General features: G+C 64.4%; 12 protein-coding genes. 3 read left to right on the top strand and 9 right to left on the bottom strand.

Going from position 1 to position 16,031, the window contains the following annotated elements:
* Positions 1 to 5: 5 nt before the first annotated feature.
* Complete coding sequence (locus tag B5D62_RS02760; protein ID WP_085933490.1) at positions 6 to 1,535, bottom strand: acid phosphatase; 1,530 nt, start codon at positions 1,533 to 1,535, stop codon at positions 6 to 8.
* A 250-nt stretch (positions 1,536 to 1,785) separates the two neighbouring features.
* On the opposite strand from B5D62_RS02760, the gene B5D62_RS02755 reads away from it, so the two are divergent.
* Complete coding sequence (locus B5D62_RS02755; RefSeq protein ID WP_231714704.1) at positions 1,786 to 2,919, top strand: cytochrome-c peroxidase; 1,134 nt, start codon at positions 1,786 to 1,788, stop codon at positions 2,917 to 2,919.
* An 11-nt stretch (positions 2,920 to 2,930) separates the two neighbouring features.
* Here B5D62_RS02755 and B5D62_RS02750 read toward each other — a convergent pair whose 3' ends face one another.
* From B5D62_RS02750 to B5D62_RS02735, 4 genes are all read right to left on the bottom strand, one after another.
* Complete coding sequence (locus B5D62_RS02750; protein ID WP_231714703.1) at positions 2,931 to 4,232, bottom strand: replication-associated recombination protein A; 1,302 nt, start codon at positions 4,230 to 4,232, stop codon at positions 2,931 to 2,933.
* Between the two features lie 45 nt (positions 4,233 to 4,277).
* Positions 4,278 to 5,642: a Do family serine endopeptidase gene (locus B5D62_RS02745; protein ID WP_085932281.1), complete on the bottom strand. Its 1,365-nt coding sequence runs from the start codon at positions 5,640 to 5,642 to the stop codon at positions 4,278 to 4,280.
* A gap of 47 nt (positions 5,643 to 5,689) precedes the next feature.
* Positions 5,690 to 7,999, bottom strand: a complete 2,310-nt coding sequence (locus tag B5D62_RS02740; RefSeq protein WP_085932280.1) for an adenosylcobalamin-dependent ribonucleoside-diphosphate reductase — start codon at positions 7,997 to 7,999, stop codon at positions 5,690 to 5,692.
* Positions 8,000 to 8,078: 79 nt separating this feature from the next.
* The gene (locus tag B5D62_RS02735; RefSeq protein ID WP_085932279.1) at positions 8,079 to 8,819 is read right to left on the bottom strand and encodes a lysophospholipid acyltransferase family protein; all 741 of its coding nucleotides are present in this window, start codon (positions 8,817 to 8,819) and stop codon (positions 8,079 to 8,081) included.
* Between the two features lie 72 nt (positions 8,820 to 8,891).
* On the opposite strand from B5D62_RS02735, the gene B5D62_RS02730 reads away from it, so the two are divergent.
* Together B5D62_RS02730 and hpt are read left to right on the top strand one after the other, a co-directional pair.
* Positions 8,892 to 9,611: a zinc-ribbon domain-containing protein gene (locus B5D62_RS02730; protein ID WP_085932278.1), complete on the top strand. Its 720-nt coding sequence runs from the start codon at positions 8,892 to 8,894 to the stop codon at positions 9,609 to 9,611.
* Positions 9,612 to 9,634: 23 nt separating this feature from the next.
* Positions 9,635 to 10,174 carry a hypoxanthine phosphoribosyltransferase gene (gene hpt / locus B5D62_RS02725; protein WP_085932277.1) on the top strand — a complete coding sequence of 180 codons (540 nt, stop codon included), beginning with the start codon at positions 9,635 to 9,637 and terminating at the stop codon, positions 10,172 to 10,174.
* A 64-nt stretch (positions 10,175 to 10,238) separates the two neighbouring features.
* Here hpt and B5D62_RS02720 read toward each other — a convergent pair whose 3' ends face one another.
* The 4 genes from B5D62_RS02720 to argH all read right to left on the bottom strand — a co-directional run bounded on the left by B5D62_RS02720 (position 10,239) and on the right by argH (position 16,016).
* Positions 10,239 to 10,613, bottom strand: a complete 375-nt coding sequence (locus tag B5D62_RS02720; RefSeq protein ID WP_085932276.1) for a hypothetical protein — start codon at positions 10,611 to 10,613, stop codon at positions 10,239 to 10,241.
* 89 nt (positions 10,614 to 10,702) lie between these two features.
* Positions 10,703 to 13,276: a TIGR02302 family protein gene (locus B5D62_RS02715; protein WP_085932275.1), complete on the bottom strand. Its 2,574-nt coding sequence runs from the start codon at positions 13,274 to 13,276 to the stop codon at positions 10,703 to 10,705.
* Between the two features lie 14 nt (positions 13,277 to 13,290).
* Positions 13,291 to 14,577 (bottom strand): diaminopimelate decarboxylase, encoded by a 1,287-nt coding sequence (gene lysA, locus B5D62_RS02710; protein ID WP_085932274.1) that lies wholly within the window; start codon positions 14,575 to 14,577, stop codon positions 13,291 to 13,293.
* Positions 14,574 to 16,016: an argininosuccinate lyase gene (gene argH / locus B5D62_RS02705; RefSeq protein WP_231714702.1), complete on the bottom strand. Its 1,443-nt coding sequence runs from the start codon at positions 16,014 to 16,016 to the stop codon at positions 14,574 to 14,576. The genes lysA and argH overlap by 4 nt, the downstream gene beginning before the upstream one ends.
* Positions 16,017 to 16,031: the final 15 nt, after the last annotated feature.

The raw sequence follows: 16,031 nt of genomic DNA, 5'->3' as shown, positions 1-16,031 counted from the left end.
AGACGTTAGAACGTCAGAGCGCTCGTGAGGTCACCCATCGGCGGAAGGCCGTGAGCACGGAGAGCGGCATCGCGTGCGGCCAGGCCCGGCAGGATCGGCAGTTCGAAGCGCTTGGTGATGAAGCGCAGGATCGACGTCGTATCGTATTGGGTGTGATCGACATAGCCTTTCTTGGCGAACGGCGAGACGATGAAGGCTGGAATGCGCGAGCCCGGGCCCCAGCGATCGGCCTGGGGTGGCGCGACGTGATCCCAGAAGCCGCCATTCTCATCGTAGGTGACGACGACGAGCATGTGGCTCCATTGCGGGCTCTTCTCCAGATGAGCGACGACATCGGCAATATGCCGGTCGCCTGACATGACGGCGGCATAGCCCGCATGCTCGTTCAGATTGCCTTGCGGCTTGTAGAACGTGACCTGGGGCAGCGCGCCGGCGTCGATTGCCTTGATGAATTCTTCACCGTTCAAGCCGCCATCCTTGAGATGCTCGGCGCGCGCGGCGGTGCCGGGCGCATAATTGACGAAGTAGTTGAACGGCTGGTGATGGTACTGAAAGTTCGGCACCGGCGCGGCATTCTTGCCGTCGAGCGCGACCTGCCAGGCGCCGGCATACCAGGCCCAGCCGATCCCTTTCAGACTGAGGAGATCGCCGATCGTCACTTCCTTCTGCGGTGGCAGCGTGTTGGGTGCACTCGGGTCGGCCAGCTTCGGGTCTCCGCCTGGCACCGGCTTGATGTTGCTCGGCTGATAGGGCGGCTGCATCGTATTGACGGCATAGAAATCGGGGCTGAGCAGGCCGTTCATCGCGAATTTCGGAATCCCCTCCGTCGCCGAGGCCGGCGAATTGGCTGCGGGTTTCAGGGTCACACCGTCCGCCTCGACCGCGGCGATCATGCTCTTGGCCGGGCTGGTATCCGCATTCGGGTAGAAGGGCGTGCAGGCGCAGACCAGCCAGAAGTGATTGAGGAACGAGCCGCCGAAAGCGGCCTGGAAGAAATTGTCGGCGAGGACGTATTTGCGCGCGATGTTCCATAGCGGCAGCTTCGAGCCGTCGTAGTAGCCCATCACAAGCGCACCGGAATCGCCGTAGGCGACAAAGCGATCGTTCTTGCCGCCGTCGATCTGCATCTGGTTCTGGTAGAAAAGATGCCACAAGTCGTGAGTGACGACATCCAGCGACGTGTTCAGGCCGGCCGGATCGTCAATGGCGAAAGGCTTGTTGGCCAGATGCGCGGTCTGCGCCTCGGTGACTGCAGGAGTAACACCCTTCCCCGTAAGCCCGCCCCAGACCGGTGGAAGCTCTTTCAGCACCGATCCGTCGCGATCCAGTTGGCGGGAACTTTCTTCCGTTACGTTCTGCAGACCATTGGCTCCGGGAAAAAGCCCGTAGAGATTATCGAAGCTGCGATTCTCCGCATAAATGACGACAACGGTCTGGATGTCATTGATTCCGCCCGATCGGCCCTGGGCTTGCGCCCCACCGGCGGACAATGCCGCAGCCAATGCAACCAACGAGACAAGCGAACGACGATCCATCATCACCCCCTGACACGGACGCAGTACCGACAATCTATCGGCAACTCGGCATCATGTTTCTCTCTCCTCCATGACAGATTTGTGAAGGCGGCGGGAATCGAATGTACGCATCAGCGTCGCCTCTCAATAGGCTTTCAGTTAGAAGCCTCACATGAAGTCCGGCCGGGCAAGCGCATGCCTTCTGGTCATTGCCGTTTTGATCTCAGGCGCGGCCTCGGCCCAGGATGCTGTGCGGGGCATGAGCCGCGCAATGGCGTATGCGCGCGCCGAAGCCTTGACGCGGCTGGGCCAGAGACTGTTCTTCGATCCTGCGCTATCGGCCTCCGGAAAATTGGCCTGCGCCACCTGTCACGATCCGAAGGTTGGATTTGGACCGCCGAACGCGCTCGCGGTTCAGGCCGGCGGCAAGGATCTGCAGCAATTAGGGCTGCGCGCGGTCCCTTCCCTCAAGTACCTGCAAACCGTGCCGCAATTCTCCGAGCACTACTTCGAGTCGGATGACGAAGGCGACGCCAGCATCGACAACGGTCCAACCGGCGGCCTTACCTGGGATGGCCGGGTCGATCGCCATCGCGACCAGGCGGCGGTGCCCCTTCTGTCACCATTCGAGATGGCAAATGCGACGCCCGGCGATGTCGTGAAACGGCTGCGAGAGCGTGAATACACAGAGGCCTTCGAAGCGATCTTCGGTGCAGCCGTCCTGGCGGACGACAGCAAAGCGTTCGCAGCCTTGGGCGAAGCGCTCGCCGTCTACCAGGAAGACAGCCGCACCTTCTATCCCTACAGCAGCAAGTACGATGCCTATCTTGCGGGCCGTGCCCGGCTCACGCCGCAGGAAGCCAGAGGCCTTGCCCTCTTCGAGGATCCGAACAAAGGCAACTGCGCAAGTTGCCACCGAAGCCGCGTGGGAAATGACGGCACGCCACCGCAATTCACCGACTATGGCCTCATCGCCCTTGGCCTTCCCAGAAACCCTGTGATCGCCGCCAACGCCGATTCGGCTTTTTTCGATCTCGGCTTATGCGGGCCGCTGCGCTCGGATCTGGCGGATCGTGCGGAGTATTGCGGACTCTTCCGCACCCCCAGCCTTCGGAATGTCGCCCTGCGCCGGACCTTCTTCCACAACGGGCTCGTGCATGATCTCCGACGAGCCGTTGCATTCTATGTCGAGCGCGATACCGAGCCGGAGAAGTGGTATCCGCGCAATGCCGATGGAACGGTGCGCAAGTTCGATGATCTGCCGCGGCCGTATCAAACCAACGTAAATCAAAATCCGCCGTTAGGACCACGCCCCGATAATCGTCCCGTCCTGACGGCAGCGGAGATCGACGACATCGTTGCCTTCCTGGGGACTCTGACGGATGGCTTTCCTCAGAATCCGTAGCTATTCCTCAGTTAGCGCTTCTTCTCGCGCAGCTTCTTCCAATAATCGAGGCGCTTGAGGATCTCGCGTTCGAAGCCACGCTCCACCGGATGATAGAACTCCTCGCGCGCCATGCCGTCGGGGAAGTAATTCTGCCCCGAGAATCCGTCGGCTGTATGATGATCGTATTCGTAGCCCTTGCCGTAGCCGATGTCCTTCATGAGCCTGGTCGGCGCGTTGAGGATATGCATCGGCGGGGTCAACGAACCGTGCTGCTTGGCAGCCCTCTTGGCGGCGCCGAAGGCCGCGTAACCGGCATTCGATTTGGGAGCCGTCCCGAGATAGATGACAGCCTGAGCGATCGCCAGTTCTCCTTCGGGCGAGCCCAGGCGATCGTAGGTATCCCAGGCTGCCAGTGTCTGAGTCAGGGCGTCCGGATCGGCCATGCCCACGTCTTCGACCGCGAAGCGCACCAGCCGGCGGGCGATGTATTTGGGGTCCTCGCCGCCATCGAGCATGCGGGCGAACCAGTAGAGAGCGGCATCCACGTCCGAGCCGCGCAACGACTTATGCAGCGCACTGATCAGATTGTAGTGCGCTTCCTGCGCCTTGTCGTAGAGCGGTGCACGCTTCTGCAGCAGCGTCGCGAGTCGCTCCGGCGGCACCGGCCCCGTCTCCTTGAGCTGGGCAAGCTGCTCGGCAAGGCCGATGAGATAGCGCCCGTCTCCATCGGCCATGGCGAACAGGGCCTGGCGGCCATTCTCGTCTATCGGCAGCTTGCGGCCGAGCGCTTCCTCCACCCGCGCCAGCAAGGTCGAGAGCGCTGAGTCGTCCAGGCGGCGCAGCACCAGGACCTGGCAGCGAGACAGCAGCGCGGCATTCAGTTCGAACGACGGATTCTCCGTCGTTGCGCCGATCAGGGTCACGGTGCCGTCCTCGACATAAGGCAGGAAGCCGTCCTGCTGGGCGCGGTTGAAGCGATGAATCTCGTCGACGAACAGCAGGGTGCCCCTGCCGTCCTTGCGACGCTGGCGCGCGCCCTCGAAGATCTTGCGCAGATCAGCGACGCCGGAGAAGACCGCCGACAACGGTTCGAAGTGAAGATCGGCCGCCTCGGCCAACAGACGGGCGATGGTGGTCTTGCCGCAGCCCGGCGGTCCCCACAGGATCAGCGACGACAGCTTCTTCGCGGCCAGCATGCGGCCAAGCGGCCCCTCTGGGCCCAGGAGATGATCCTGGCCAAGGATGTCGCCCAGCACCTTAGGCCGCAGGCGTTCGGCCAACGGCATCGGGGCAAGGGAAGCAAAGAGTTCCGGCATGGCTCGCGCGGGCATATTGCCTATATGGGCATCGCTTGCGCCACTGCCGAGGCTGCTGGCCTAGCGAAATTGGATGGTCGAGACCATGCCCTCGCGGCCGATGCTGAGGCTGGAAACGCCCGACGCGATCCGCGACTTGAGTTCGGAGACGCTGTGCACTTCCTTGCCATTCACGGCGATGACCATGTCTCCGGGCCGGATGAAGCGGGCGGCGTACGAACCCGGCTGGATCTCGACCACGGCCACGCCGGGCCGCCATTCGATCAGCCCCATTTCCTCCGCCACTGCCGGCGAAAGATTGACCACTGTTGCGCCGCTCAGCGGCTGGCGGCCGTCCAGGACCGAGCGATCCCGCGGAGGATCCTCCGGTGGTGCCATGAGCGGCACCTGGAGCGTCATTTCCTTGCCAGCGCGAATGATCTGCAACGGCACGCTCTCTCCGACATTCAGGGTCGCGAGGCGGAAGCGCAGGCTGGCCTCGTCATCGATCGGCAGGTCGCGCAGACCGACAATCACGTCGTTGCGCTTGAGCCCCGCCTTCTCTCCGGGCCCCTTGGGAAAGACGTCCTTCACGACGAGGCCCGCCGGCCGCGGTAAGTTGAGCCCCGACGCAAGGTCCGGCGTCACCCGCTGCATGGATATTCCAAGCCAGGGACGGACAATGCGGCCGCCCTTCTCGCCCGTCGCCACGACCCGCGCCACGATGTTCGACGGGGTGGCGAAACCGATCCCGACCGATCCGCCGCTTTGCGAGAAGATCGCGGTATTGATCCCGATCAGACGGCCGTCGAGCGAGACGAGCGCTCCTCCGGAATTGCCGGGATTGATCGCCGCATCCGTCTGGATGAAGAAGCTGGAGTCGTTGACGCCGCCCGTGGAGCGGGCCACGGCCGAGATGATGCCGCCGGTCACGGTCTGGTTCAGGCCGAACGGATTGCCGATCGCCAGCACGACATCGCCCACTTCGATCGAATCGGAATCGCGCATTTCCAGGAACGGGAACTTCTCGCCGTCGCCATTGATTCGCAGCAAGGCGAGATCGTAGCGGTCATCCTGCGTCAGGAGCTTGGCGTCGAATTCCCGCCGATCGGACAGTACGACCCGGATCTCGTCGGCGCCTCGTACCACATGGGCGTTGGTCACGATCAGACCGTCCGGCTTCACCAGGACCCCGGAACCCAGCGAATTCTGGACCCGCGACCCCTCCTGGGGCATCGACGGAAAGGGGAATGGCAGGCGACGCTGCGGCGTGCGCAAGGTGGTCGCCGTGTAGATGTTCACCACGGCCGGCGAGACCCGCTTGACCAGGGGAGCATAGGAAAACGGCAGATCGTCGCGGTTGCTGGGCAGCGGCTGCGCGTCGGCAACGCCCGCCATCGAGCACACCGCCATGAGGCCGGCCGCGAGGATCGTGCGCCGAAACATCTGCCTGATCTCCTTGCTTGCGGGGAGGTCTGTATCCTCCCGGGACTTTAGCCGCAGCGCGAATAGCCGCAATTGAGGCAGATGTCACAACCTTCTTGATGGGTAAGCGCCGCAGCCCCGCAGTTCGGACACTGGCCCATCTTGGAGGCCCCCTCGCCCGCACCCTCGCCCGGCGGGCGAGCCCCGGCCGCCGCCTTGAGCCGCTGCTCCACCGCCTCGGCGATCCGTGGCGATTCCGCCGCACTCAAGAAACCGATCTCGATCAGATGCCGCTCGATAACATTACCGATCGCCGCCAGCAGGGACGGTACGTAACGCCCCTCCATCCATTGACCGCCGCGGGGGTCGAAGACAGCCTTCAACTCCTCCACCACGAAGGAAACGTCACCGCCGCGCCGGAACACCGCCGAGATCATGCGCGTGAGCGCGACGGTCCAGGCGTAATGCTCCATGTTCTTTGAATTGATGAAGATCTCGAACGGCCGGCGACGCCCCTCCTGCACCAGATCATTGATCGTGATGTAGATCGCATGATCGCTGCCGGGCCATTTGATCTTGTAAGTCCTGCCAGGCAGATCCTCCGGCCGGTCGAGGGGCTGAGCGATGTAGACGACGTCGCCATCTCGCTCGGCTGGGACCGGAATCGCCACCGGCGCCCGGCCCACCTCCGGCCTCACTTCGAGAACGGCTCCCGTCACCTCGTTCGGCCGATACGTCGTGCAGCCCTTGCAGCCTTCGGCATAAGCCTCCTCATAGACATGCTTGAAGGCCTCGAAGGAAATATCACGCGGCAGGTTGATGGTCTTGGAAATCGAGCTGTCGACGAATTCCTGTGCCGCGGCCTGCATTGCCAGATGGTCCCCGGGAGACAGCGTCTGGGCATCGACAAAAATCTCCGGCGGCGGCTCCGCATCCCCATTCAGGGCACGCCAGCGCCGCAGCGCATGGTCGTCCACGCTTTCCTCGCGGCGCGAACCGTCCGGCTGAAGCACATGGCGGATATGGCTGAAGGCGAACACTGGCTCGATGCCGGAAGAGATGTTGTCTGCCAGCAGCGAGATCGTGCCGGTTGGCGCAATGGAATTGAGCAGCGCGTTGCGGATGCCGTAGCGGCCGATGGCGGCCCGCACTTCTTCCGGCAATCCCTTGACCGTCTCGCCGGCGAGATAGCGAGTACGATCGAAGAGGGGAAAACTGCCCTTCTCCGCCGCAAGATCGGCGGATGCGAGATAGGAGAAGCGCTGGACAGCCGCCAGCCACTCCCGCGTCAGCGCGATCGCCTTCTTGGAGCCGTAGCGCACGCCGCAGAAAATCAAGGCATCGGCCAACCCCGTTACGCCAAGGCCGATGCGCCTTTTCGCCTTTGCTTCCTTCTCCTGCTCCGCCAGCGGAAAGCGCGATACATCGATCACGTTGTCGAGCAGGCGCACGGCGACCGGCACCAGCCGCTCCAACGCATCGAGATCGAGATGAGCCGACGACGTGAACGGCTCCTTCACCAGCGTCGCGAGATTGATCGAGCCGAGCAGGCACGCCCCATAAGGTGGCAGGGGTTGCTCGCCGCACGGATTCGTCGCCTGGATGGTTTCGCAATAGTGGAGATTGTTTCGCCGGTTGACGCGGTCGATGAAGATCACGCCCGGCTCGGCACAGTCATACGTGGCGCGCATGATGCGCTCCCACAGGGCGCGTGCCTTTACGGTCCTGAAGACCTTGCCGCCAAAGACGAGATCCCAATCGGCATCGTCCTTCACCGCCGCCATGAAGGCGTCCGTGATCAGCACGGAGACATTGAACATCCGCAGCCGTGCCGGATTGCGCTTGGCGTCGACGAACGCCTCGATATCCGGATGATCGCAGCGCAGGGTCGCCATCATTGCCCCACGCCGCGAACCGGCGCTCATGATGGTGCGGCACATCGAATCCCAGACATCCATGAAGGACAGCGGGCCGGAGGCATCGGCACCGACGCCCTTCACCGGCGCCCCCATGGGCCGCAAGGTCGAGAAATCGTGCCCGATCCCGCCGCCTTGCTGCATGGTCAGGGCGGCTTCCTTAACGCCCTCGAAGATCCCGGCCATGTTGTCGGGGATCGTTCCCATGACGAAGCAATTGAACAGGGTGACGCTGCGGCCTGTCCCGGCACCGGCGATGACCCGGCCGGCCGGCAGGACCTTGAAATCGGTCAGTGCTTCGTGAAAGCGATTTGCCCACAGCTCGGGGTCCCGCTCCGGCACCGCCAGCGCTCGGGCGATCCGCCACCATGTCGCCTCCACATCGGCATCGACCGCGCCGGAAGCATCGCGAAATCGGTACTTCATGTCCCAGATGCGCTGGGAAACCGGTGCCCAATCCATGTATTGACCCTATGTCTGGCGGCTCACGATATCAACAGGAATGTTCCTTTTTCGTTCCATCCGCCGCAAGCTGTTCCGGCTATGGAGCGTGGCTCCGGCGGGCCTCCTCGACCAGCCGATCGGTCGCCGTTTCGATCCGCTCGCGCAGCGTCTTCATGAAGGCGTCCCGGCCGAGGCCGGGCGCAATCGGCGGCAGGATCTGCATGGTGATCGTGCCTGGCTGCTTGATGAATTTCCGGCGCCCCCAGAAGACTCCCGAGTTCAAGGCCACCGGCACGACCGGAATGCCGAGCTGTCGATAAAGCGCGGCGACACCAACCTGATAGGGCTTCTCTGCATCGGGGGCGACCCGGGTGCCCTCGGGAAAGATCACGATCGACTGCCCCTGCGCGATTGCCGCCTTCGCCTGCTTCACGAGGCCGCGCAGGGCGCTCGCTCCTTCTCCTCGTGAGACGGCGATGTTCCCCGCCCGCGCCATCGCCCAGCCGACGATGGGGATGAATAGCAGTTCGCGTTTGAGGACGATGGCAATGTTGGGGAAGAGCAAGGTGAAGGACAGCGTTTCCCAGGACGACTGATGCTTGCAGGCGATGAGGACGGGGCCCTTCGGCAGATTCTCGAGCCCAACCAGGCGATGGTCGAGACGGCAGGTAACGCGCAGCCACCAGAGAACGAAGACGATCCACAGTCGCGCCCATGCCACCACGGCCCGCCGCGGCAGGAGCAAGATGGGCATCCCCACCAATGCGATCACGATGCTGCCGACATACCAGCCGACATTGAAACAGAGCGAGCGAATCGAGAGGCCGAAGTCGTACATGCTTGTAAGCGCACTTTTAGTGGCATAGTGTCTGCCCGCAAGCACATCTGGTGCGGATAAACCGCTCTCGTCATGATCGTCACCTGTTCCCAATGCGAGGCGCGGTACGCCGTTGATCCCCTGGCCATCGGCCCCAACGGCCGAACCGTGCAATGCGCACGGTGCAGTCATCGCTGGTTCCAGCGCGTCGAAGGCCCGAAGCCAGTCCCCGATCTGGTCATCCGTCCGACCACACCTGGCGCCTCCCTTCCGGTGCCCGTGGTCGCGCCCGCCAAGCCCCGCTGGGGCAAGCGCTTCGCGATCGCAGGCGTTCTCGTTGTCATTGCGGCCGCAGGCGTCGGCGCATTTCTCTATCGCGACAAACTCCTTGCCCTGCGTCCGTTCGGACTAGGGTTCGACATGTCCACACGGAGCGCGGGTTCGGTCGCCCGGGCGCCGGCCCCTGCGGCTCGCGCGACTGCCACCGCAAGCGAGGCGAAGGCCGACGCGGTGGCATCCACGCCGAGCGTCGCCGCGCCAGGCCCTGCTCAGCTCGAAATCGATCTTGCCGCCAGTCGGATCGAGCTGGTCGACGGCCGATACGTGGTCCATGGCGAAATCACCAATCGCGGCGGCAGCGCCGGATCGGTCAGCAAGCTGGTCGTTACCTTCAAGAAAGGCAGCGAGATCCTGGATACCAGGACCTATCCTCTGGCCCTTGGCCCGATAGCCGCCGGCGACCGGCAGAGCTTCAGCCAGGCGCTGGACAATCCACCCGCCGGCGCCACCGACGTGGTGCCGTCACTGGAATAACGATCCCCACTCACGAGACCGGCATGGCCAATCGCACGACCGTCAGCATCCGCTTCTCTGCGGCCGAAATAGCCACGCGTGTCGAAGACATGGCGGCCGACCTTTCCCAGAAGCTTCCGCCGGATACGCTCGTGGTCTCCGTGCTCAAAGGAAGCTTCGTCTTCGCCGCCGACCTGATCAGAGCGCTCAGCCGCGCCGGGGCCGACTGGGCCATGGATTTCATCACGCTCTCGAGCTACGGCGCGGGCACCCAAAGCAGCGGGCAGGTGCGCGTGGTGCGCGACATCGTCGACGATGTCCGCGACCGGGACGTGCTGCTCGTCGACGACATCCTGGAATCGGGGCTGACGCTCAGCTTCGCCAGGAATCTCCTCAAGGAACGCGGCGCGCGCCGGGTATGGATCTGCACTCTCCTCGACAAGCCGCACAAGCGGCGCGCCGATCTGAAGGCGGATTTCGTCGGCTTCGAAGCCGGAGACGAGTTCCTCGTTGGTTATGGGCTCGACTGGGCCCATCGCTTCCGCGGCTTGCCCTATATCGGCGTCGTCGAAGCGGCGGCTTAGAGCGACACACACAAAAATGGCCGTGGACCTAGCCACGGCCATCTTCGTCACCTGTCGCTGTCCGTCAGTGGGACATCGTGCCCGTGCTGGTATTGGGCGTCGTGCCGGTTGTCCCGCCGGTGGTGCCGCCTCCGATGCCGGGCGCAGCCGGGTTGTTGCCGGGACTGTTGGCGATGTTGGGGTTGGTGGTGGTGCCAAGGCTGCCCGAGGTCGAGCCCGAGCCGGATCCGGTCGTGCCGGCTCCCGCGCCTGTCCCGCCCATCGTGCCAGTGCCCATGCCAGTCCCACCAGTGCCGCCGACGGACCCGCCGGTTCCGGCCGCGCCGCCGCCAGCGCTGCCACCCGCCGAACCACCACCGCCAGCGCCACCGCCGGCTTGAGCGAAGGCAACAGAGGTGCAGGCAAGCAGTGCCACGGCCGCCAAGGTCGTTACTTTCATCTCCGTCCTCCTGTTGTTGGTCGCAGCAAATCAACGTCGTCCGGCGGAGCGACGTTGCTGGCAACAACGCGGTTTCAAACGAGGAGGAATCAGTACGTCTTCAGCAGACGATCGATGTAATCCAGCTCTTCCTTCGGACGGCCCATTTCGCCCGCGCGTCGACGCAGCTCGTCCAGGATCTCGCGGCTCTTCTGGCGATCGAGTTCGAGCGGCACCTTGTCCTGCCCCGCATCGACGGAGTCGCCGTAATTGCCGTCCGACCGGCCAAGCGGATCGCGGTCCTCGCTCCGCTTCTCACGATCCTCGATCTCGGCCCGATCCTGGCCGTTGCCGGGACCGCGCTGCCGCATCTGCTCGGCGAGATCGCCCATCCCCTGCTGCAGATTGTCGAGCGCGCGCCGTTGCGCGCGTGAGGCCTCGCGCGGATCGCCACGACGCAAGGCGTCCTCCGCTTCGCGCATCGACCGTTCCGCCCGCCCCAGCGACTCCGGCATGGGCATGCCGTTCTCGTCCAGCCGCCGCATATAGTCGCCGAGCTGGTTGCGCAGGTTCTCCTGGTCCCGCCCCTGCTGGTCGCCCCATTGACCCTGGCCCTGCTGGCCCTGGCCCTGCTGGCCTTGGCCTTGCCCCTGCTGGCCGGGCGGCTGGCCGCGCTGACCTTGCTGACCGCGCTGGCCTTGCTGTTGCTGCTGCCGGCCCTCACGCTCCGATTCGCCTAGCAGCTGGTTCTGGCGCCGCGACAGCCGATCGAGCTGGTTCATCATCTCGCGGCCCTGCTGATTGCCCTGACCCTGCTGCCCTTGCTGCTGGCCCGGTCGCCGCTGCTGATTGGGGTTGGCGAGCATCGGGGTGGCGTTCTGCATCATCTTGCGCAGCTCTTCGAGCAGGCGCTTGGCTTCCTCGCGCTGCCCGTTCTGGGCCAGCTCGCGGATCTTATCGAGCATGCGCTGAAGGTCGTCGCCGGTGATGACGTTGTTGGGGTCGACCTTCTCGGCCTCCTCCATCATCTTCCGGCGCTCCTCCGGATCCTGCATCTTGTCGGCAAGCTCCTTCTGCCAACGCGCCATCGAATCGTAGAGCTGCTGGATCAGCCGCTCGATCTCCTCGTCGCCGGCCTGGCGCTGGATGGCGTCGCGCAGGTTCTGCCGCGCCTGCTCGAGCTGACGCTGGGCATCGGACATCGAGCCTTCTTCCAGCCGCAACGCCAGATCCCACAGGAGCTTCTGAGTGTCGACGATGACCGGCTTGTCGCCGCTCTCGGCCAGCCGCACCGCGCCGAGCCGCAACCCGAGCTGCACGATCGGATCGTTGCGGTAGCTCTCAGGATGGCTCTGGATGATCCGCATGCCGTCGGCGACGTCGAGACGCAAGGCCTTCGGATCGCGCGTGAGCTGCTTGCGCAAGACGATGAGCGCCCGCGCCGTCGGATCGTTGAACACCCGCTCGGGCAGCAGGAAGCTCTGGACCGAGCTGCTGCCCTTCTGGCCGAGCGCGTCCGTCGCGAACAGCATGACGCGGACCTTGAGCCCGGCCCAGGGGCTGCTGGTGAGATCGCGCACGAAGCTGTCGCTCAGCTTCTTCGGGCTGCCGCCGACCGGCAGATCGATCCGCATGACCTCCGGCTCATCATTGTCCGTCAGCATGTCGGCACCCAACACACTGCCATCGAGCCGAATCTGCAGCTGGACGCCGGTAATGCCGAAGTCGTCGCCGGCAATGTAGTCGACCTTGGTCGACCATTTGTCGACACCGATCGGCTGGCTGAATTCGATGGTCGGCGCCAGATCCGGGATCACGTGCAACTTCCAGTGCGCCTGCTCGTCGCCGCGCGCCTGCAGCGTGATGTCCTTGCCACCCGTGATGGTCTCTTCGACCTGGTACTTGCCCTGGCTGACCGTCTTGAACTCGGTGGCCTTGCCGTCGATCACGAGTTGCGGCGCGTGACGACCGCGGACATCGTCGACGAACCCAGCCAGCTTGCTTCCCACCGGTACACGCAGCAGCTTGTCCCGCTCCGCCATGTCGAGATAGATCGGCGGCTTGCCGGTATAGGCCGGCGGCGCAATCCAGAGATTGGCGACGACAGGCGGTGGCGGCGGAAAGGCCGGCGTAAAGGCGGTCGCCATGCGGTCATTGCGCCAGCCGCCCGCGAACACCAGCGCGACGATCAGGGCCAGAGCGGGCACCAGACGCAGGGCCCAGCGATCGATGCGGGCGATCCCGGGGTGCGCCGCCTTATTGCGCAAGCTGGCAAGGCGATCCGCCTCGCGGCGGCGATGGGCCTGCCATAGCGCGGCCGCCATCGGATCGGCCTGCCCGGTGGCAAGCTGATCCTGAATGGCGACCAGGGGACGATGCGGCACGCCGCTATCGAGTTCGAGCCGGCGGATGGCGGCATCGCGATCGGGCCAGCGGAATTTCCGGAACTGCCACCAGTTCATGCCGCCAAAGGCGACAGCCAGTGCGGCCAGGACACCCGTATGGACCCACGGGTCGAGGCCGCTGAAAAGGTCGAAATGGGCGGCCGCCACGAACAGGATGACGAAGGCGAGCGACGGCATCAGCCGTGGCCACAGGCTTTCCCAAGCCAAGGCAGCCCAGGCCAGACCGATCTTTCGGCCAACGCCGGGCGCAGCGATCGGTGGAGTCTGGGTCGCGTCCATCGAGTCCTTTCGGTTCAGCCTTTCGTCGCCTGCCCCGCCTGCACCATCCACGGCGGAATCCGCTCCGTGGAGATCATCTCGTCAATCGTCGGCCTTGGCCGCGTAACCGCAAACCTCGTGCCATCGACAATAACCTCGGGCGCCAGCGGCCGGCTGTTGTAGCTCGAAGCCATCACCGCTCCGTAGGCGCCTGCCGAGCGTACCATGATGAGCTCGCCGGCCGAAAGCGGCGGCAGATCACGGTTTTGTGCCAGATAGTCACCCGACTCGCAGATCGGCCCAACTATGTCGCAGCAGATCGTGGCCGCATCGGGGCGCGGTTCCCGGACCGGAACGATGTCATGCCAGGCATCGTACAGCGTCGGCCGGATCAGGTCGTTCATTGCCGCATCGACGATGACAAAGGTCTTGGACACACCCGGCTTCACGAGAATGACCTCGCTCACCAGAACGCCCGCCTCGCCGACCAGGCGCCGTCCGGGCTCGAACGTCAGTTCGCAGCCAAGACCCGCCGTCTCCTTGCCCACGACCTGCATGAAGTCGGAGATCGAGGGCGGCTGCTCGTCCGCATAGACGATGCCCAGGCCGCCGCCGATATCGAATCGATCGATCCGGTGGCCCGCCGTCCGGAGCTCCTGGATCAGGCTTCGCACGCGGACGATGGCGTCACGATAGGGCGAGAGCGACGTCAGCTGCGAGCCGATATGCATGGCCACACCGACGACCCTGAGGTTCGGCAGGGATGCCGCCTTGGCGAAGGCCTCGGTCGCGAGATCGATGTCGATCCCGAACTTGTTCTCCTTGCGCCCGGTCGTGATCTTTTCGTGCGTCCCGGCATCGATATCCGGATTCACCCGAATGGTGATATCGGCCTTCTTGCCCAACTGGCCGGCGACGGCATTGAGCACTTCGAGTTCGGCCGAACTCTCCACATTGATCTGGCCGATGCCGGCCTCGAGGGCCGCCATCAGCTCGGACGCCTTCTTGCCGACACCCGAATAGACGATCCGGTCGGCCCGAATGCCGGCAGCCAGCGCGCGACGCATCTCGCCCACGGACACGATATCGGCGCCGGCGCCGAGATCACCGAACAACTTGATGACCGCCAGATTGCTGTTGGCCTTCAGCGCATAGCAAATGCGCGCATTCGTTCCCTTGATGGCGTCGGCGAACTCCTGCCAGGAGGCGCGCAGAGCCGCCGCGGAATAGCAGTAAAACGGCGTGCCCACCTGTCGGGCTATGGTCGCGAGCGCCACGCCCTCCGCATGCATCTCACCGTTCTTGTAAGCAAAGAAGCTCATCGCGCCGGCCCCAGGAAACGACGGCGCGCTTCCTTGACGGCCCGCGCCACGTTCGCCGGGGCCGTTCCGCCGATACTCTTGCGCGCCGCAACGGAAGCCTCGACGGTCAACACGCCGTACACCGCCGCGGTGATGCGCGGCTCGACCGCCTGCATCTCGTCGAGCGACAGCTTGTCGAGGTCGATGCCCTTGGCCGCCGCCTTGCCGACCAGAACGCCCGTCACGTGATGGGCCTGGCGGAACGGCAGGCCGATCTCGCGCACCAGCCAATCGGCCAAGTCCGTAGCGACGGAATAGTCCGCCGAAGCCACCGCGCGCATCCGTTCCGGATTGGCCTTCAGGTCGCGGATCATGCCGGTCATTGCCCCGATGCAAAGCTCCAGCGCGTCCGCCGCGTCGAACAGCGGCTCCTTGTCCTCCTGCATGTCCTTGCCATAGGTCAGCGGCAGGCCCTTCATGATGGTGCAGAGCGCGACGAAGGCGCCGACGATGCGGCCGACCTTGCCGCGAATCAGCTCGGCTGCATCCGGATTGCGCTTCTGCGGCATGATCGAGCTGCCGGTCGTGAAAGCATCGGACAAAGCGATGAAGCGGAATGGCGCGGAGCACCAGATGACGATCTCCTCCGCCAGGCGCGACAGATGGACCGCCGCAAGCGACGCCGCTCCGAGGAACTCCACTACGTAATCGCGATCCGACACCGCATCGAGCGAATTCGCCATCGGACCATCGAAGCCCAGCGCCTTGGCTGTCTTGCGCGGATCGATCGGGTGCGGTGAGCCCGCCAGCGCCGCGGCGCCGAGGGGCGACACGTTCATGCGCGCCCGACAATCGCGTAGCCGGCCGCGATCGCGGCCCACCATCTCGACATAGGCCAGCAGATGATGCCCGAACGTGATCGGCTGCGCCGTCTGCAGGTGGGTAAATCCCGGCATGATGGTCGCGGCATATTCCTCGGCCCGATCGATCAGGGCCGACTGAAGGTCGCGCAGCATGTTTTCCAGGCGATCGATCGTGTCGCGCACCCACAGGCGCACATCGAGCGCAACCTGGTCGTTGCGCGACCGAGCCGTATGCAGCCGGCCGCCGGCCGGGCCGATCAGGTCGGTGAGGCGAGCCTCCACGTTGAAGTGGATGTCCTCGAGCTTGGTCGAGAACCTGAACTTGCCGCTTTCGATCTCGGCCCGAATCTGGGCCAGCCCACGCTTGATGGCACGGCCATCCTTTGCCGTGAGAATGCCCTGCGCCACCAGCATGTCGGCGTGCGCCATGGAGCCTGCAATATCCTGGGCATAAAGCCGGCGGTCGAAATCAATGGAGGCGTTGATCTTCTCCATGATTTCCGCCGGACCCAGCGCATATCGCCCGCCCCACATCCTGTTGGGATTGGTCTTTTGCGCCGCTTTGCCGGCTCGCGCCTTTGTGTCGTTCCGTGCCATGAATAAGTGCCAATA

Source organism: Enhydrobacter aerosaccus (genome assembly GCF_900167455.1).
Classification (GTDB): domain Bacteria; phylum Pseudomonadota; class Alphaproteobacteria; order Reyranellales; family Reyranellaceae; genus Reyranella; species Reyranella aerosaccus.
The sequence above is the reverse complement of the archived record's forward strand: the minus strand, read 5'-3'. Positions and strand labels throughout refer to the sequence as shown.

Bases quoted from the DNA above. Each gene is read 5' to 3' on its own strand.
- B5D62_RS02760 (WP_085933490.1), bottom strand. From the start codon at position 1,535: ATGGATCGTCGTTCGCTTGTCTCGTTGGTTGCATTGGCTGCGGCATTG.
- B5D62_RS02755 (WP_231714704.1), top strand. From the start codon at position 1,786: ATGGCGTATGCGCGCGCCGAAGCCTTGACGCGGCTGGGCCAGAGACTG.
- B5D62_RS02750 (WP_231714703.1), bottom strand. From the start codon at position 4,232: ATGCCCGCGCGAGCCATGCCGGAACTCTTTGCTTCCCTTGCCCCGATG.
- B5D62_RS02745 (WP_085932281.1), bottom strand. From the start codon at position 5,642: ATGTTTCGGCGCACGATCCTCGCGGCCGGCCTCATGGCGGTGTGCTCG.
- B5D62_RS02740 (WP_085932280.1), bottom strand. From the start codon at position 7,999: ATGGATTGGGCACCGGTTTCCCAGCGCATCTGGGACATGAAGTACCGA.
- B5D62_RS02735 (WP_085932279.1), bottom strand. From the start codon at position 8,819: ATGTACGACTTCGGCCTCTCGATTCGCTCGCTCTGTTTCAATGTCGGC.
- B5D62_RS02730 (WP_085932278.1), top strand. From the start codon at position 8,892: ATGATCGTCACCTGTTCCCAATGCGAGGCGCGGTACGCCGTTGATCCC.
- hpt (WP_085932277.1), top strand. From the start codon at position 9,635: ATGGCCAATCGCACGACCGTCAGCATCCGCTTCTCTGCGGCCGAAATA.
- B5D62_RS02720 (WP_085932276.1), bottom strand. From the start codon at position 10,613: ATGAAAGTAACGACCTTGGCGGCCGTGGCACTGCTTGCCTGCACCTCT.
- B5D62_RS02715 (WP_085932275.1), bottom strand. From the start codon at position 13,276: ATGGACGCGACCCAGACTCCACCGATCGCTGCGCCCGGCGTTGGCCGA.
- lysA (WP_085932274.1), bottom strand. From the start codon at position 14,577: ATGAGCTTCTTTGCTTACAAGAACGGTGAGATGCATGCGGAGGGCGTG.
- argH (WP_231714702.1), bottom strand. From the start codon at position 16,016: ATGGCACGGAACGACACAAAGGCGCGAGCCGGCAAAGCGGCGCAAAAG.